The sequence below is a fragment of the Halapricum desulfuricans genome (assembly GCF_017094465.1).
Taxonomy (GTDB): Archaea; Halobacteriota; Halobacteria; order Halobacteriales; family Haloarculaceae; genus Halapricum.
The window spans coordinates 2,213,295-2,229,101 of record NZ_CP064791.1 but is presented as its reverse complement, the minus strand read 5'-3'; the positions used below and the strand labels follow the sequence as shown (position 1 = coordinate 2,229,101).

The 15,807-nt window shown below is 56.3% G+C and carries 14 protein-coding genes and 2 tRNA genes; 4 read left to right on the top strand and 12 right to left on the bottom strand.

Going from position 1 to position 15,807, the window contains the following annotated elements; translation table 11 throughout:
* Window positions 1-14 precede the first annotated feature (14 nt).
* Window positions 15-752 carry a protein-L-isoaspartate O-methyltransferase family protein gene (locus HSEST_RS11340; RefSeq protein WP_229121039.1) on the top strand — a complete coding sequence of 246 codons (738 nt, stop codon included), beginning with the start codon at window positions 15-17 and terminating at the stop codon, window positions 750-752.
* A 179-nt stretch (window positions 753-931) separates the two neighbouring features.
* On the opposite strand, the gene HSEST_RS11335 is transcribed toward HSEST_RS11340, so the two are convergent.
* From HSEST_RS11335 to HSEST_RS11285, 11 genes are all read right to left on the bottom strand, one after another.
* Window positions 932-1,414 (bottom strand): hypothetical protein, encoded by a 483-nt coding sequence (locus tag HSEST_RS11335; protein ID WP_324254833.1) that lies wholly within the window; start codon window positions 1,412-1,414, stop codon window positions 932-934.
* 37 nt (window positions 1,415-1,451) lie between these two features.
* The gene (locus tag HSEST_RS11330) at window positions 1,452-2,006 is read right to left on the bottom strand and encodes a hypothetical protein (RefSeq protein ID WP_229121038.1); all 555 of its coding nucleotides are present in this window, start codon (window positions 2,004-2,006) and stop codon (window positions 1,452-1,454) included.
* Entirely contained in the window at window positions 2,003-3,031 is a 1,029-nt protein-coding gene (locus HSEST_RS11325; protein WP_229121037.1) for a DUF7490 domain-containing protein, read from the bottom strand. The genes HSEST_RS11330 and HSEST_RS11325 overlap by 4 nt, the downstream gene beginning before the upstream one ends.
* Before the next feature lie 236 nt (window positions 3,032-3,267).
* Window positions 3,268-3,337, bottom strand: a tRNA-Glu gene (locus HSEST_RS11320).
* A gap of 1,015 nt (window positions 3,338-4,352) precedes the next feature.
* Window positions 4,353-4,691: a hypothetical protein gene (locus HSEST_RS11315; protein ID WP_229121036.1), complete on the bottom strand. Its 339-nt coding sequence runs from the start codon at window positions 4,689-4,691 to the stop codon at window positions 4,353-4,355.
* An 896-nt stretch (window positions 4,692-5,587) separates the two neighbouring features.
* Window positions 5,588-5,860, bottom strand: a complete 273-nt coding sequence (locus HSEST_RS11310) for a hypothetical protein (protein ID WP_229121035.1) — start codon at window positions 5,858-5,860, stop codon at window positions 5,588-5,590.
* A gap of 193 nt (window positions 5,861-6,053) precedes the next feature.
* On the bottom strand, window positions 6,054-6,731 hold the full coding sequence (locus HSEST_RS11305) for a hypothetical protein (RefSeq protein WP_229121034.1): 678 nt from the start codon (window positions 6,729-6,731) through the stop codon (window positions 6,054-6,056).
* A gap of 1,545 nt (window positions 6,732-8,276) precedes the next feature.
* A complete protein-coding gene (locus HSEST_RS11300; protein WP_229121033.1) occupies window positions 8,277-9,020 on the bottom strand; it encodes a hypothetical protein in 744 nt (247 codons plus the stop codon).
* Between the two features lie 6 nt (window positions 9,021-9,026).
* On the bottom strand, window positions 9,027-9,620 hold the full coding sequence (locus HSEST_RS11295) for a hypothetical protein (RefSeq protein WP_229121032.1): 594 nt from the start codon (window positions 9,618-9,620) through the stop codon (window positions 9,027-9,029).
* A gap of 87 nt (window positions 9,621-9,707) precedes the next feature.
* The gene (locus HSEST_RS11290; protein WP_229121031.1) at window positions 9,708-10,856 is read right to left on the bottom strand and encodes a tyrosine-type recombinase/integrase; all 1,149 of its coding nucleotides are present in this window, start codon (window positions 10,854-10,856) and stop codon (window positions 9,708-9,710) included.
* Window positions 10,857-11,020: 164 nt separating this feature from the next.
* Window positions 11,021-11,095 (bottom strand) — tRNA-Glu (locus HSEST_RS11285).
* A 134-nt stretch (window positions 11,096-11,229) separates the two neighbouring features.
* Between HSEST_RS11285 and HSEST_RS11280 the strand changes: the two genes are divergently transcribed.
* Together HSEST_RS11280 and HSEST_RS11275 are read left to right on the top strand one after the other, a co-directional pair.
* Entirely contained in the window at window positions 11,230-11,688 is a 459-nt protein-coding gene (locus tag HSEST_RS11280; protein WP_229121030.1) for an NYN domain-containing protein, read from the top strand.
* A gap of 87 nt (window positions 11,689-11,775) precedes the next feature.
* Window positions 11,776-13,299: an HVO_2922 family protein gene (locus HSEST_RS11275; protein WP_229121029.1), complete on the top strand. Its 1,524-nt coding sequence runs from the start codon at window positions 11,776-11,778 to the stop codon at window positions 13,297-13,299.
* A gap of 117 nt (window positions 13,300-13,416) precedes the next feature.
* On the opposite strand, the gene HSEST_RS11270 is transcribed toward HSEST_RS11275, so the two are convergent.
* Window positions 13,417-13,983 carry a hypothetical protein gene (locus HSEST_RS11270; RefSeq protein WP_229121028.1) on the bottom strand — a complete coding sequence of 189 codons (567 nt, stop codon included), beginning with the start codon at window positions 13,981-13,983 and terminating at the stop codon, window positions 13,417-13,419.
* 32 nt (window positions 13,984-14,015) lie between these two features.
* Here HSEST_RS11270 and HSEST_RS11265 point away from each other — a divergent pair, with 32 nt between their 5' ends.
* Complete coding sequence (locus tag HSEST_RS11265; protein ID WP_324254832.1) at window positions 14,016-15,746, top strand: histidine kinase N-terminal 7TM domain-containing protein; 1,731 nt, start codon at window positions 14,016-14,018, stop codon at window positions 15,744-15,746.
* Window positions 15,747-15,807 lie beyond the last annotated feature (61 nt).

Here is a 15,807-nt window from a genome sequence, read left to right as displayed (position 1 = left end):
CCGAACGTCTCGATATGGACCCCGCGGTACTGCGCGAGGACATGGTCGACAGCCTCCACCACGAGAGCAAGGGCTGTCTCGAAGACGAGCAGGTGTCCCTGGCGATGCGAGCAGTCGAACGCGAGCCGTTCGTCGAGGACGCTCCCTACGCCGACCGAACCAGCGAGCGCCACGGCACGCGCGTCCTCGCGCCGAGCACCGCTGCGCGCCTGCTCGACGCCCTCGCACCCAGACCCGACGAGCGCGCGCTGGTCGTCGGTGCCGGTGTGGGTTACACCGCTGCAGTGATCGCCGAGATCGTCGGCGCCACCGACACTCACGCGATCGATATCAACCGCCAGCTCGTCTACGAGGCGCGTTCGAACCTCTCGACCGCGGGCTACGACGAGGTGCTCGTCGACTGTCGCGACGGCGCGGACGGGCTGGCCGCCTACGCTCCCTACGACTGCATCCTGCTGGAAGCCGGCGCCGTCGAGCCGCCACGGGCGTTGCTCGAACAGCTGGCCCCGGACGGCCGGCTCGTCATGCCGCTTGGCGCGGGCACGCAGACGCTGTCGGTCGTCTCGAAGGACGGCGAGATCGAACGCCACGGCACCGTCGCCTTCCAGCCGATGCTGGTCGACGGCGAGTCCACCCACGAGATCGAACGCAATCGAACGCGTCGGGAAGACCAGGAGTTCGCCCGCAAACACGCCGAGTCCCGTCCCGGCTGGGAACAGGACTGGATCGACTGGGAAGACACGCGGCGGTAGCTGCTCTCGTCGAGCTGACAATCTCGCCCCGTTCGGCCACATGCTGCCCCGGATATTGCGATCCGACACCCTCAGACGATCATCACCAGGCGCAGGTCCGTCGGCGAGGCCGATGGGACGCTTCTGGCACAGCCGGCGCTTGTCGACTTCGCAACCGAGTGGCTAGAGAAGAACCGCGATCAGTCTTCGAGCGCGTCGGCGACGCGATCGACCGATCGGCGCAGGTCGTGGACCTCGTCGCGGAGCTTGCGCAGCTCGCGAACGACTTCCTCGTTACCGCTGTCCTCCTCTTCACGACCGCGACCGCCGGGAGCGCCGGGAGCGCCGCCCATGCCACCGGGGCCGCCACCGCCCATCATGCCGCCCATCATCTGCGCGAAGGGGTTGCCGCCGCCCATGCCGCCGGGGCCGCCACCGCCGCCCATCATCTCTTCCATCCGTTCCTCGCGACTCATTTCGCCTTCGTCGCCGTCTCCTTCCTCGGCGCGCTGCTGGCGGATCTCCTCGACTCGCTCGCGGAAGGATTTCCCGTCGTCGCCGCCCTCGGCGTCGTCCCCTTCGACGTCCTGTTCGTCCGGGTCGGACGCCCGGGGCGTGTTCCGGGGAGAGGGGATGTCGTCTTGCTGTTCGGCTTCGGATTCGTCGGGTTCCTCGTCTGTCATGCTCCGGCTTTCGGCTGGAGTTCGGAAAAGCGTTGTCTTACGGTAGGTCGAACCGCCGTCGCGCCAGCAGTGACAGTCCCGCGAGCGCGAGCAACAGCAACGTGAGATTGAACGCGGCCTGGAACAGCGACTCGTGTGTCGCGGCAGCGAGCTGTGCGATCGCCCGATTCGCGTTCACGTAGAAGCCGTACGCGCTCACGGCGGCAAACAACCCGAGACCGATCAGTGCGAACAATTCGAGATACTCCCGAGGCGTACGCTCGGTGTTATGATGCCGGTCTCGGCGACCGGTGTCCCGCCTGCGGTCGGTCGAGGATGGCGAAGTGCCCGCTGTCGAACCCGCCATTGACCTATCGTTCGTCGCTTCCTCTCGGCCCGTCACCGAATCGGTTGTCGAACCCAGTGACTTGTCCTCCGAAGCTGTGGACGCGTCATCGGACGAGTCGTCCGGTTCTGGTGTCTCCTCGCCCGAGGGCGGTGTCCCGATCGATCGATCACTCTGTCCGTCGTCGTCAACCGATCGCTCGGCTTGTGCGTTGTCGTCGGTCGACTGGTCGGTCTGGTCGTCGTCAGTGTCGTCTGTATCTGTCATAGTTGATCTCCCCCGGAGTATCTGATGGCGAGTGCACTCACGAGCAGCGCAGCGAGGCCGGCAACGAGCCCGAATCCGGGACCGTCGCCGCCGCCGGATTCGGTCGTCGATTCCACGGTATCACGACCCTCGTCGTTTGGCTGGTCGTCACTGACGAAATCCTCGACGTCAAGGTCGATCGATTCGGTCGTCTCGTTCACCTTGACAGTCTGTGTCGGATCAAGGTTTGCCGCGGCAGCCGCGGTGTCGACGATCACATCGTCGCGGGTGAGCACCGCGTCCAGTTGGTAGGAGTAGTTGTCCGGTACGGTCAGACTGACCGTCGGCGTGCCCGTTCGACCGGGGCGCACGTCGTTGATGTCGGTGACAGCACGGTCAGCGATGACGTTCGAATCGCCCTGGCGAGCGCGGACGAGAAGTTGCAGATCCTCGGCCGAGTGGTCTCCACGGTTGGTCAGGAACGCCGTCGCGTTGAGCGTCACGTCGTTGGAGTCGACGGTCGTGACCTCGTAGGTGATCGTCGGGAACAGCGATCCGAAGTCGTGGAATTGCAGTCCAGACTTGGCGGATGCGGGTTCAAGCCCTTCAAGTCCGTCTACCGTGACCGACCGAGTGTCCCGGCGTTCGCCATCGACGAAGACCAGCGTCTCGAAGCGATACCCGCCCGATCGCTCGACAGTCACGTTCACCTCGACCGCGTCGTCACGGTCGCCCGTCAACTGGTCGATCGACCGGCGCTGGCGGGTCTTGACCAGCTCGTCGTCCGTGTCGACCGCACGGACGAGCACCGTGACGTTCTCCGACGTACCGCCCCCGTGTGACAGCCAGTTGGTCACCGTCAGCGTCGCCGACTCCTCGGAGACGTTCCCCGGCGTGAGACGGATCTCAGACAGTTGCAAGTCCCCTTCCCGAACTGGCTCCGTTCGCTCGTCCTCGGCCAGCGTCCCCGGAACGAGCAGGGCGATCAGGACCGTAAGGACCACCACGACCACCGCCGCCCCGATGAGTGCGTATTCACGTTTCACACGTCAAACCGACCCAATGTGGCCATAAGTGCTTTGTGTGCAGTCTCGCTCGATTAAATAGCAATTCCGCGTTGATTTGTATACACTAGTGGTGTGCTCAGTCAGGGTTTGAACCCGGAGCCGAACATACTCACAACGTTGCTCGTGTCTGCCGTGGTTCAAGTCTCATCACACCACAGAACTGCCGACAGATGACGCTGAGATGACACTCCAAGTCGTTGTTGTCCGCAGTAATATGCTCGGTCAGGGATTTGAACCCTGGTCCTCGGCTCGAAAGGCCAAGATTCGGGTTCCCACCAACCGAGCGGGTTCACCCCGCTATTCGCACTTTCAACGCCTCTGTACGTATACAGAAAGGGGCATTCGTCATAAAACACCCGCCTACTTGGACCAAGGGCCAACGAGATTGAACAGGTGACGGGGGTAGGTTCTTGCGATACAGCACCGACGTGCCTGCCGAGAGGGGGTTGATTCCTCCCGATCTACTGCTGTATACATTGCCCCCTACTATGTTGCAACAGAACCAACAAAATTAGCCTAAACTGTCGTCACGAAAGCCACAGAAACGTGTCAGAAAGTCGGATACCCCCGTCAGAAACCTGCCGATGCACCCACATCGATGCATAGTAGAATCGGGTGAGAGTTTGCTGTGAGTGTCTACAGAGTTGTTTCCGAAACAGGTGGGTGTCATCGTACGTTTCTCCCACGAATCCGCCAGAATAGTCTATAGAAGCGTCTGCGTGTACGTGACTGTTGACCGCTGGGGAGAGCAAAGACGGCCAGAATTTCTATTAGACCCGCATACGCGTGACTCTCCACACCAATCGACCATACGTATCACTTTCCAATAACAAGTGTGTAGGCACAGCCGTGTTCCCGATCGGGGAACCTAATCAGGGGTATTTGGTGTCACTACTAAGGACTAAACCCATTAGGTTCGAAAGTGGGACTGTACCGTCGTGCCCCCGAATTCGGTTGCCTTCTTGCGGTTTGACTAAATTCGTATTGATAACCGATATTCAAATCAGGAAAGGATATATCAGGTTAAAGAGGTATTGGGGCAGAGCCGTGCAGTCAGATCCGTGTCGGTCAGAGAATCTAATCCCGATATATCACTTATCAGTAAGTATTTCGGGGCCGAATGGATCTGCCGTATGGCGAATACACTACCGAAAACCAGTATGACAAGAAAAGTTACTAAATTTAGGATTATGGCTGTATAGCGGCCTCACCCGTATTTGAATAGGTCTTACTAAATATAAGTATACTTATGATTGACCCGCCATTCAAATCCGCTCGCTCTCCGAATTTGTCTGTGTCGTCAGTAGTCTTTTCTTAGGACGGGTTTGTGAGGGCGAGGGTTATGGCTCAAGCGGAAACCCTTGGCGTTCAGAGCATGGATTGCCGTAGCTGAACCCTGTAATTCGCCATGTAGATCTTCTATTGAACCTATTTCTGCCCCGTTACAGACATTTTCAGTATTTAGGGCGATCACATCTTCCACCCTTTCCCATTCAGCTTCCTGACCACACTCGGGGCAACTCTCATTCTCAGTTGATTCCTGTTGATACTCTTTTCCACATCTACCACACTCAACGTGCCTTTCAACACTTTCAACAATTGGCTTCTCTTTCGCTTCTTCGACAGTCATCAATCCCATACATTTATATAGTAGTTCTACTCCCCATATATATCCTTTGCTCTCAAAGGGATCTATTGGTCACTACGCTCTATGCGTAATTCCATTGACCGACTGTATCGTCGTGACGGGGTTTCTATGTCACAGAAATATTCGAGAGCGGTGGCTACGTCACTCAAGAAGATATTTCCGTCTGTCTCAAGGCCATTCTGTACCAGCATTGTCGTAGCGAACACGTCGTTTCCACCGACTTGCGGGTGATCACGTGCCTTTTTCAGTAGATCCCTCACCACGTCCCTATCACAAAGGCTATCCCGAGAGATAGGTTCGTGCTTCATTCATAGCAAGTTGCAGCGACGTGCAGCGTCTCTTACGTCGCTCTCAGACACCTGTGTGTCAAGTCGGTCACTGAGATAGCGAGCACTCTCCTTGACGCTAAGACCGTCACCCGCCAACAGCTGTGTGAGAACACGAGGGTCTTCATACACGGGGGTGGTTAGCAGACTAATTTTCCAAGTCTCCTGGCTTGGCAGAGTCAATTCAGACGGGTTAGATTCGTCCCCGTCGTCACCCCCCTCTGGAATATCAATCCCGTGAATCGAGCAGGACTGCCATATGGTGGATTCGTCTGTGTTGATTTCGTCTGACGCCTTTTCCACGGACGTGATTAACTCAGAGTCAAACAGATTGGTGAGAAAGTCGTGTGCTTCGGGGCGGAGCAGCCGACTGCCTCGCATATATCCGTCATAATACTCACTCACATCTCCGTCAAGAGGAACCTTCTCGAATGATTCGACTGCGGGGGAACCCGATTCCCACCCGACACGTCGCTGCAGGTAAAGGTCGTTGCTACGTTCGGGGCGGTCGTCACGCTTCTGCGCAGTACACTCGGCTGCTTGCGACGGGGATAGATTCATCTATTCGTCACCCCCGTACACGCTTCGAGGTATTCCGTACCACAGAGTTTCAGACATGACGCCTTGCCCCGAGACGAATCCAAGAACTACAGAATCGTCATGTAGATCAAGTTCGTCTTTTTCGGGGGCATTTGGCTCTGTTAGGAGTACGTATTCCTGTTCCTCCCCGTGGGAGATTGCTCGGAGTGAAGTTCCGTGCCCGCTGTCCAATTTGATGTGCGAAAGTTCTCCGAATTTCAGTACGTCACCGACTTCGATTCCAGTCTTAATCACTCGCATCCTTCTATTTCAAACTAAAATTATTAGTATATAAAAACTTTAAAAGAGGCGGTAATGTTAGTTTGATATGCAGGGGACTGAGACAACTCACGAACCTGCATTGGGTTCGATGTCAAACTCTGTCTTGTGGCGACATATCACAGTCGTGATGGGGTGACGGTTTTCTGTTACCCCATTCTCATACCGACTACAGCCGAGTCTGCCGATCGGCAATCTCGTCAAATGCCTTGCGAGCAGCCTTAAACACATCTCCGCGAGATAAATCAGTTCCTTGTAGTAGACTATCGTCAATTCGTTCAAGCACGTTTGCAGTGGCGTCTTTCGGATCGTCACTAAGAACGTATGCTGAATAGCCGACAGCCATACCGTCGAAGCCTAATCCCTTGGAATTCCAACTGTGCTTATTTGGAGAGTGCAGCACATCGTACACCACATCTTCCGTTCGATAGTCCCCATTGAGGATGTGATCAACAATCAATTCCACCCGATCTTTACGGCTCTGTTTACCCGTATCGAAGTCGCTACCCACGTGCCAATAATGATATGCAACTTCCTCACCCTCAGCAGATTCTTTATCCTTCATCGGTTTACCGACATGTGCCCGCCACAGGTTCCCACCAGCATCCCACTGATCTTCTTCGGGAATTTTCTCCCCGTCTGCACGATATTTAGACGGATATGTTCGTATCTCTGATTTTTGTTGAAGCTCGGGCTTTTCTGTCGTAGTATCCTCTTTCTCGCGCTTCTTGTCCGCCCCATTCGCCTTTCGGCTGTAGTCGAATGGTGTGGTGTCAAAGCCAACAGGATCGGTCTGACAGCCGTCTGCCCGTTCTGACTCACCAACGTCGAGGTAGTCGGTATCCATATCCACCCCCGTGTCTGTTGGATCACGGTTCTTCCACCGAGTCACAGCAGACACCTCACAACGTCGTTGATGGAAACTGTCTCTGGATCGTGAAACACATCAGATTCCATCCGAGTCAAAACACTATGGCAATTGTCAGAGACTTTGATGGGAACAGTCTCGTCACGTCCCCGTTCGATGTGGTTACTACACGTAGCCGTCTGCTGATTAGCGTATCTCCCTGCCATAGCTGCGATAGTTTTGCTGTATGATTTATTTGAAAATTGATTCTTAAGGTCGTCACGAACATCTGTCGAAATTCGGATTGTCTTCATAGAAATTACTACACGTCTCCGTAATGCGATTAGAGATTGTTCTGTTCTTTGTAGCAGTCAATCAACTCGATCAACATCGTATTGTGGCTTACTTCGGTTTCTGAGCCGTATACTGCCCGTTCAAGTTCGTTCAATTCAGCCAACTGTTCTGCCAACACTCGGATTCGAGATTCGTTCGCTGTCATCTCTTTTTCCACTCAATTACATATTAATGACAATTGAGCCGTCTTGCGATTACACTTTCACCCCACTTTCCCATATACACCCCTACTTAAACCTATATAAAGGCGGTAATGTTAGTACGTAGTGGAGGGGTGGTGAAGGAGTGTATGGTTGAAGATATTTGACAGTGACAGTAGACAGTGAAGATATTTGATGTGTTAGAAACGTACCCGACAGATTCGTGATGTGGCAGGTGAGTGTTCCTTCCTTCCAAGTTGATTGGTCGCTTCACCGTTGGTTCGCTTTTGATCCTTTCCCGCACCGCAGCGGATCAACGCTCACCGAACGGGTTTCCGCTCCCTGACAGCGTAGGAAGGATACGAACCTGTAGGACTGACAAAGACATAGATTGTGTTGTCCCGTGAAGAATTCTGGATATGCACACCCCTCGATGGGTGTCTACTGTCACAATTATATTCAGCCACAAGTATATTCAAATTATAGGGGTTTATAGCGGTTCTAAGAGCGTTGAGACGTACATGGTGGAAGACACTCGATGGGGAACGAAATCGATTCTGGCCCCATTCACGGCTCTTAGAATCGATATGAGCGTGTCGGCAAAGATTACTCCCCGCAAAGATGTGCGGGGGAAATTCCTCGGACACGTCTCTCCCCGCATACCTATGGCAGAGACATTCCCCCGACGAATTTACAGGGCACATTACTACACGTCACGAACCTATCCAACAAGTTACTACACGACACGATCGTGTTGCTACAGGGTGGTGGATCGGGGGCAACCAATTGAATGTGGCTGGCTGTCGCTGTTGAATGGTGTCGGTCCTACTCCTAAGTGCGGTGGGGTGAGTGCAAGGAAACCCGTCTCGGAGAGAGCGGCGTTGCATTGCTGTTGCTGTGAGCGAGCGAGAATACGGCGAGGCTCCGCAGCACAAAGAACCCCCACGTACTTGTGAAGGGAAAGACCAATATATAGACAACTGTCCCTTGAAATAGATCCTATAGGTTCGGATAGGTCCGCGTTTGGATGAGGTTGCTTTCGGTTTCAGGCTTATTTCCAATCTCCAAGTATTCTATAAACACGGGTTAGCAATTTCCCAAACTTACTATTAGTCTTATCACTCTCGACAGACCATCCCTGATCTTTAAGACGTTCTGCCACCCCCTCACGATGCAATTCACCAACTAGAATCAGCACCTGCTCTGAGTCATTATCAGCTGTGTAGTCTACTACATTTTCGACCATAATCCTGTTCCTCGCTTTTGAATTGGTGGGATTGACTACCGCAAAGATATGGACCAATCCTGGCAATCCAGGGAAGAATAGAAGATACGTATACCAAAATGGTGTATCCCACCAGTAGAAGACTCTCCAGTATAGATCTACGATAAATTGTGGCTTTATTAGAACGGCTATTGAGCCAATTGCCGCGAGAGTGAGTAAGGCCCAACGGAGAATCCAACTACTGTTATTCCAGATCTCTTTGTGTTCTGCGTCGATATTTTTGTTCGTATCAATGTTTGCGTCGTCAATTGGGTCTTCAGAGGCTAAACCAAGGATATCAAGTATCTTATGCACATATAAAACAGATGATCTAACAAAGATAGTACCAATTGTATAGTATCCAAATCCGAATTTAGCGTTCTCAAAATTATGTACTGGTTCTCTCCCTTCGACAAGTAGTGTGTCCCACTGTTCTAGGTCTCGATCAAGTAGTGAAGATACATCCTTATTCGAAAGGTGGAATTCACCTTGGACAATGGCCTTTTTAGCCGACTCTCTTTGCTCACCCATATTTGGCTATCCTTCTATGTAATCAATAAAGTCTTCTGCTAAGTCAACACAAAATTCGGCGTCATTGAGAGCCCTTTCCCCATCATTTATACTGAAAATAATATCAGGCCCTACATTCAGTTCTGGCGCACCGTATTTAGCCAGTTGGTAGAAACTTTCCCAGAGTTGAGTTAAGAAAATTGATCGTATGAGATCCTGTTTTCTTGGGTAATCGGCTGGGACTTTGTTATTGAATCCCTGCGTATTGTGTGACCCAAATCCGACCCCATGTGAGTAGTCAAAATCTTGACCTACTGCTTTGAACATTGCTTTTACAGATAGTTCAATCGACATCTGACAGTCGATTATAATATTTTGAATATGTCCCTCAATATCTGTCACTTCATTAGTTTCTTTTGTTATTTTCACCATTCTTCGATCTTCTTCGGGCACATCGTCAATCCCAAGACCAAATATAACCTCATCAGTCATTTCGTCAATAGCACCAACTACCTGCTCTTTTTGCACTTCAGTCACTCTGTCACGGACTGATTCCAAACGGCGACGGGCTTCCTTTATTTGAGTTTTTGCGTACGCAATATCGTCAGTGTCAGCATCCATATCTGGTTTCGTAGATTCACACTCCCCCCTTATCAGAGTGAACTTTTTATGAATATCTGATATATTGTTGAAAGGGATTGTGGAAATTCACCCCATACGATTCAGGGCGTCACGTCGATCTTCAACGGGGGCTTGATCGTAGCGCATAGTCGTCTGTTCTGACTTGTGACGTAGTTGTGCCTGTGCTGCCGCAAGCCCCTCTTCGCGGGCCATATACGTGCCGACAGAGTGGCGAATCGAGTAGAACGATACGTCACGGTTCTCTGTGTCTATGCCCGCTTCGTCACAGATTTGCCGTAGTCGTCTATTCAGGGAGTAGCCTTCGTAGCGATTCCCCTGCCGATTCAACCAGAGTGCTGTACTGTCTTCGTACTTCGGATAAGCCTCACGTTCGTGCAACCAGCGACGTAGTGCCTCGGCAGTCCGATCTGTGAGTGAGACAATCCAGTTGTCTCTGTTCTTCGAGGATTCGTCTTTAGGAATGCGAAGTACGTTATTGTCGGTATCTACCCAACTAACGTTTGCCCGCTTCACTTCAATCGGACGTAGGCCCGTATCCAGAGCAGTCCAGAACAGTGACGGGAGTTTCCACGAATTCGCCCGTTCAAAGTCCTCTGGCGTCACGTCACGCTTGGGTTTCTCGAAGCGTTGTGCAAGGTGTTGCTTGATTCGATCACGTTGCTTGGGGCTACAGCTGCTATAGTTCGGGACAGAATCGAATGATAGGACCGTCTCACGAATCTGTGACCGTTCATCGACTGTGAAGAAGTCTGCGGGGTTCGTAGTCCCGCTATTACTGTTGATCGTCACATCGGGGTTCCACGTCTCTCCCGTTCCGTTCCATGCTTTCCACCTGAACAGCATCTTAATCGCTTTCTGGTGATTTGACTTGTCTTCATCACCCCCGTCTCGACGGACAAGATACCGTGTGTAGTCGTCTGCATGACTATGCGTGATGTTCGTCGTGTATCCATCGTATTCGTCCCACACCCATCTGTAGAATTGATCAAGACGGTAGGCACGGCCATACACAGTTTGCTGTGCGTAGCCGTCTGCACGGTCAGGGTTCTTTCCCAAGTCGAATGCCCAGCGGAGTAGATCAGTACGGTGCTGGCCGTAGTCAATCAACTCTCGCTCGCCAAGTCGCTCGCGCGACGGCTCTGGAACGACTGATACGCCTCTAATTTTCTCTGGATACGGGCGTTCATCACTGGAACCGCCTGTCTCGATGCTCATAGCCCTGCCCCCGTATGGCGATTCGTATATTTGGCCTGATACGATACTACAATCGCAAGACGGCGTAGGGATGTGTCCCTAACACCCGCCTCATTGGCTTTGCGTGGTGACATAGTTGCATAGCTCAGAGGCGAGAAAAGTGCGAGAAGGGGAACGGACCTACATGCTCGGTCAGGGATTTGAACCCTGGTCCTCGGCTCGAAAGGCCAAGATGATTGGCCGGACTACACCAACCGAGCGTCCGCTATCGGAATCGATGGCTTGCGGGCATATAAATCACACCAATCGAATCGAGAGAGGTGCGTGCTATACTATCACAAGATCGAGCCGTCCGGTCCGCAACATCCATATCGACCGGACGGTAGCGACACGTATGGGACTGCTCGGCCGGTTGTTCGGCTCGTCCGCCGGCGAGTCACGAGTCGCGCTGTTGGTCGACGGACCGAACGTGTTTCGCGACGAGTTCGACGTGGATCTGGACGAACTCCGGGCACTCGCGAGCGAACGGGGGCGGCTCGTGACGGCACGGCTGTATCTCGACGAACACGCGACGCCGGGACTGATCCAGGCGGCCGAGGCTCGCGGGTTTGAGGTCGTCACGACTAGCGGCGACGTGGACGTCCGACTCGCCGTCGACGCGACGGCGGTTGCCGCCCACGACCAGGCGGACACGCTGGCGATCGCGTCCCGGGACACCGACTTCAAGCCGGCCCTGGAACGCGCTGCGCGCGAAGGTCTGCGAACGGTCGCGATCGCGCCCGGCGAATACGGCCGATCGGACGCGCTCCGGAACGCCGCTAACGAGGCTATAACACTCGGTGACGAAGCGTGATATCGCCGCTCGTTCCGCTGCCGGGCCCTTCGACATCCTAAATCTTCATCATCCTTTATGAGTCTTGTCTGTGATAGGTAGTATTGTATGGGAACGAATACCGAGAACGGAGTGCTGTACAGGTTTTACCGCAACCGGGTCGGCGAACCGGACACGGACGACGAGGTTCGGGGCTACTGGGTGTTTCTGATCGGCATCCTGTTGGGTGCCCTCGGACTCGTCCTGTTTTTCCTCAGCGAGTCCGCGTCCGGGGCTGACGGGTTCACGCTCCGGGAAGGGAGTATCATGCTACTCGCGGTGGGTTTATCGATGTTGCTCGCGGGCCCGGTCATTCGGTTGCCCTTGCAGTCGTGGGCCACGTCGATGGCCTATCTCGGACAGGTAATCAGCTTCGTTGCGGTCGCCTGGTTCACAGCCGCCTTCCCTGCAGACTGGTCGACGCTCACCGGCAATCAGCCAGTAATATTCCTGTACGCCGCAGGTATGGGACTTATCGCGTTGGCCGGGATTGTCGGATCGATCGTCGGGGGCGCGACGCGCGAGGCGCTTGAGGCGAGCGAACAGCACAGCTCGGAGCTTGCGGCTGAACTGGAGGCCGCTAGGGAGGAGCGGGAAACCGTTCAGTCGGAGCTGACTGCCGACCTCGAAGAACTCGAGTCGCTGGTCGAGTCACTGCACACCAGTCAGGCACAGTTCGAACTCTACGAGGACAGAGCGTCGGAGTGGCGCTGGCGACTGCGCCACCGCAACGGCAACATCATCGCCTCCAGTGGCGAGGGCTACACGCGAAAGCACAACGCGAAGAAGGGACTGGCAAGTGTCAGGCGCAACGCCCTCGGGGCGACGCTACTCGAGATCGTCCCGGAGCCACAGGAAGCGTCCGAAGACGCGCTCGAGGACGCCCCTCTCATTCCCGATGTGGCCGAGGAGAGCCAGGCGACGTTCGAGGTGTACGAAGACAACGCCGGACAGTGGCGCTGGCGGCTACGCCACGACAACGGCAACATCATCGCCGACAGCGGCGAGGGCTATTCGAGCAAGCAGAAGGCCCGACAGGGGATCACCAGCGTCAAAGACAACGCCGGCCCGGCGAGTTACCTGCAGTTCGATCCCGCGTCTTTCGAGATCTACCGCGATAACGCCGGCGAGTGGCGCTTCCGGTTGCTCCACCGCAACGGAAACATCCTCGCGGCGGCCAGCGAGGGGTACTCCCGGCGACGTGACGCCAAACGGGCGGTCGAGTCGTTCAGGGACGACGTCTCCGAGGACCGTTTCGAGGTCTACGAGGACAACCGCGGGGAGTTCCGCTGGCGATGGCAGGCCGCAAACGGTGAAATCGTCGCCACGAGCGGCGAGGGGTACACCTCGAAATCCGATGCCAACGAGGCGGTCGAGCGGATCACGTGGACCGCACCTGATGCCGACGCGCTGGACGTCGGTCTCGCGGCGTTCGAGGTCTTCGAGGACAGCTCCGAGGAGTGGCGCTGGCGGCTGCGCCACCGCAACGGCAACGTCATCGCCGACAGCGGCGAGGGCTACGCCGAGCGAAACAAGGTCCACAACGCCATCGAGAGCGTCAAGCGAAACGCCCCCGGTGCCGACATCGAATAGCGGGAGTCGACAGGCGAGGTGGCCCAATCCGGATCCCCGTCAGTGGCAGTCGCTCCCGGACCAGTGTTCTCGAGAAGGCCCACTATCAGCCATTGCGACGAGAAGTACCTAAACGAATCAGGACGACTCGAACAGATCGGGGTTTTCGAGGGCGAACTCGACGCCCTCCCGGAACCCGGCCCGGAACCACGCCCGGCGGTTCGCGTCGACGTCACCGGCACCTGTGGGTTCCGCCGCGAGCGACGCACCGATCTCCGACGGGGACGGCTGGCCGTCGTCTGACCCGGACGACTCCAGAGCACCCGGCGGCGTCGGGGCGTCGGCCGATTCGTCGACTGTCGTCGGCTCTGCCCCCGCCGCTTCGTCGGTCCCGGGTTCGATATCGTCGACGTCGGGCACCTCGACGTCTTCGTCGGCCGATTCGGCATCGCCGTTCTCGGCCCACTGTTCGAGGTCGCCGTATTCGTCCTTGATCTCGGCGAACGTCGCGTTCTCGCCGTCGGGGCCGAGGAACTGTTCGAGGACCTGCTTGTAGAACATCTTGACGTGCTGGCCTTCCTCGGCGAGCCGATCGAGGTCAACCGGCCACTCCGCGGCGATCTTCTCGGCGGCCTCGGACTGCTGGTCGGTCTTGAAGTTCGTCTCGACGATCTCGATGTCTTCCGGGTAGTCTTCGAGACTCATTATCCCGGAGTATCGCCCCCGATCACTATCAAATGCGGGGGATGTCACTCTACTCTCGATGGAGGATATCTCCCCCTAGGGAATTATATTTATCCGGCCCCGATTGCTGTACGACTGTGACGGCTCTCTCAAATCTCGTGTATATTTTCGCGTTCGCGTTCACGTCGCTGGCCTGTTTCGCAGGTCTCCTCCGCGCCAGGCGGATCTCGGACCGGGATACTCGAGTCGGAATGATGGGGCTGCTCGCTGGCAGCGGCGCGTGGGCCGGTGCACACACCGCAGTGCTCCTGCTCCCGGGATTCCAGCTGAAGAACGGTGCGTACCTGGTCGGGCTCGTTTTCGGATTCTCGACGGTCTGGGCGTGGCTGTACTTCACCTCGGCGTACACCGGCCGCTCGTATCACCGCGAGTCGACGTTCCGTCGGGCAGGGCTGGCGACGTATCTGATCGTCGTCGCGATCAAACTGACGAACCCGTTTCATCACGGCTACTACGAGGCGGAACTCGTCAACGATGGGTTCACGCACCTGGTGATCCAGCAGGGAATCGTCCACTGGACAGTGACCGGGCTGTCCTACGCGCTGGCGTCGATCGGGCTGTTCATGCTGTTCGAGCAGTTCGCCGAGTCCGAACACGACACGCGGATCGTCGCCGCGCTCGCGTCGCTGACGGCGGTACCGGTCGTGCTCGACATCGCGGCGTATTCGATCCCGGAACTGGTCAATATCATCCACGCACCCTTCGGCGTCGCCGCGTTCGCGATCGGGACGCTCTTTCTCTATCAGGAGCGGTTCCTGGCGGTTCACTTCTCGGCCGACGTCGACGACGCGGTCGTCTTTCTCGACGACGACGATCGGATCCGGGATTTCAACGACGCCGCCGCACGGATCGTCCCCGGACTGAACGGCCGACGCGGTGACCCGATCGACCGGGTGCAGCCGCTCGCCGACGCGCTCGGGGCCGAACGGACCGTCCTCGACTTCCGGCTCGGCAACGAGACCCGCCACTTCCTGGTCACGAAAAGTGACTTCTCGCTCGGACAGACGGGCTACGGGCGGATGCTCGTGTTGACCGATGTCAGCCGAATCGAACGCCAGCGCCGCGAACTGAAGCGCCACAACGAACAACTGGAGGATCTGGCTGTCGGGATTCGCCACGAACTGCGCAACACACTCCAGATCGTCTCCGGAAACGTCGAGGCCGCCCAGCAGTACGTCCACAGTGATCCCGACACAGCTGCGAGTGCGCTCTCGACGGCGTCGTCGACGACCGACCAGATGCGCGATATCATCGGTGATCTCTCGATGCTGGCCGAATACAGCCAGACCGTCGAGGAGATCGAGCCGGTCGCGTTCCGCGAGACGGTTGAGGCGGCCTGGGATCGAGCCGATACGGACGGACTGCAGTTGGCGATCGAAGGCGACGGGGCCATCGAGGCCGACGAGAGTCGTTTCGAGGAGTTGCTCTACCGGGCGTTCGTGTTCGCCGGCGCCGTCGACGGGTCGTCGGTGACGGTCACGCTCGACGGCGGCGAGCTGGTCTTCGAGACCGACGGGGACCGCCCGGCCACGACCAGCGCGGAGACGTTCTTCGAGTTCGAGGAGTCGGTTCCGACCGCCGAGGCCGGCATGGCGTTGCCGAGCTTCCGCACGCTCGCCCGCGCCCACGGGTGGACGCCGACGTTCGACGCGAAGTACGAGTCGGGGATCCGGATCGTCGTCGAAGGCGTCGTCGCCCACTCGGCCGAGGCTGTCGCGTCGTGACACGCAGCGATCAACGCGCGGACTGATACTGGTGGCTATACCATTTCGAACTGATCCGACA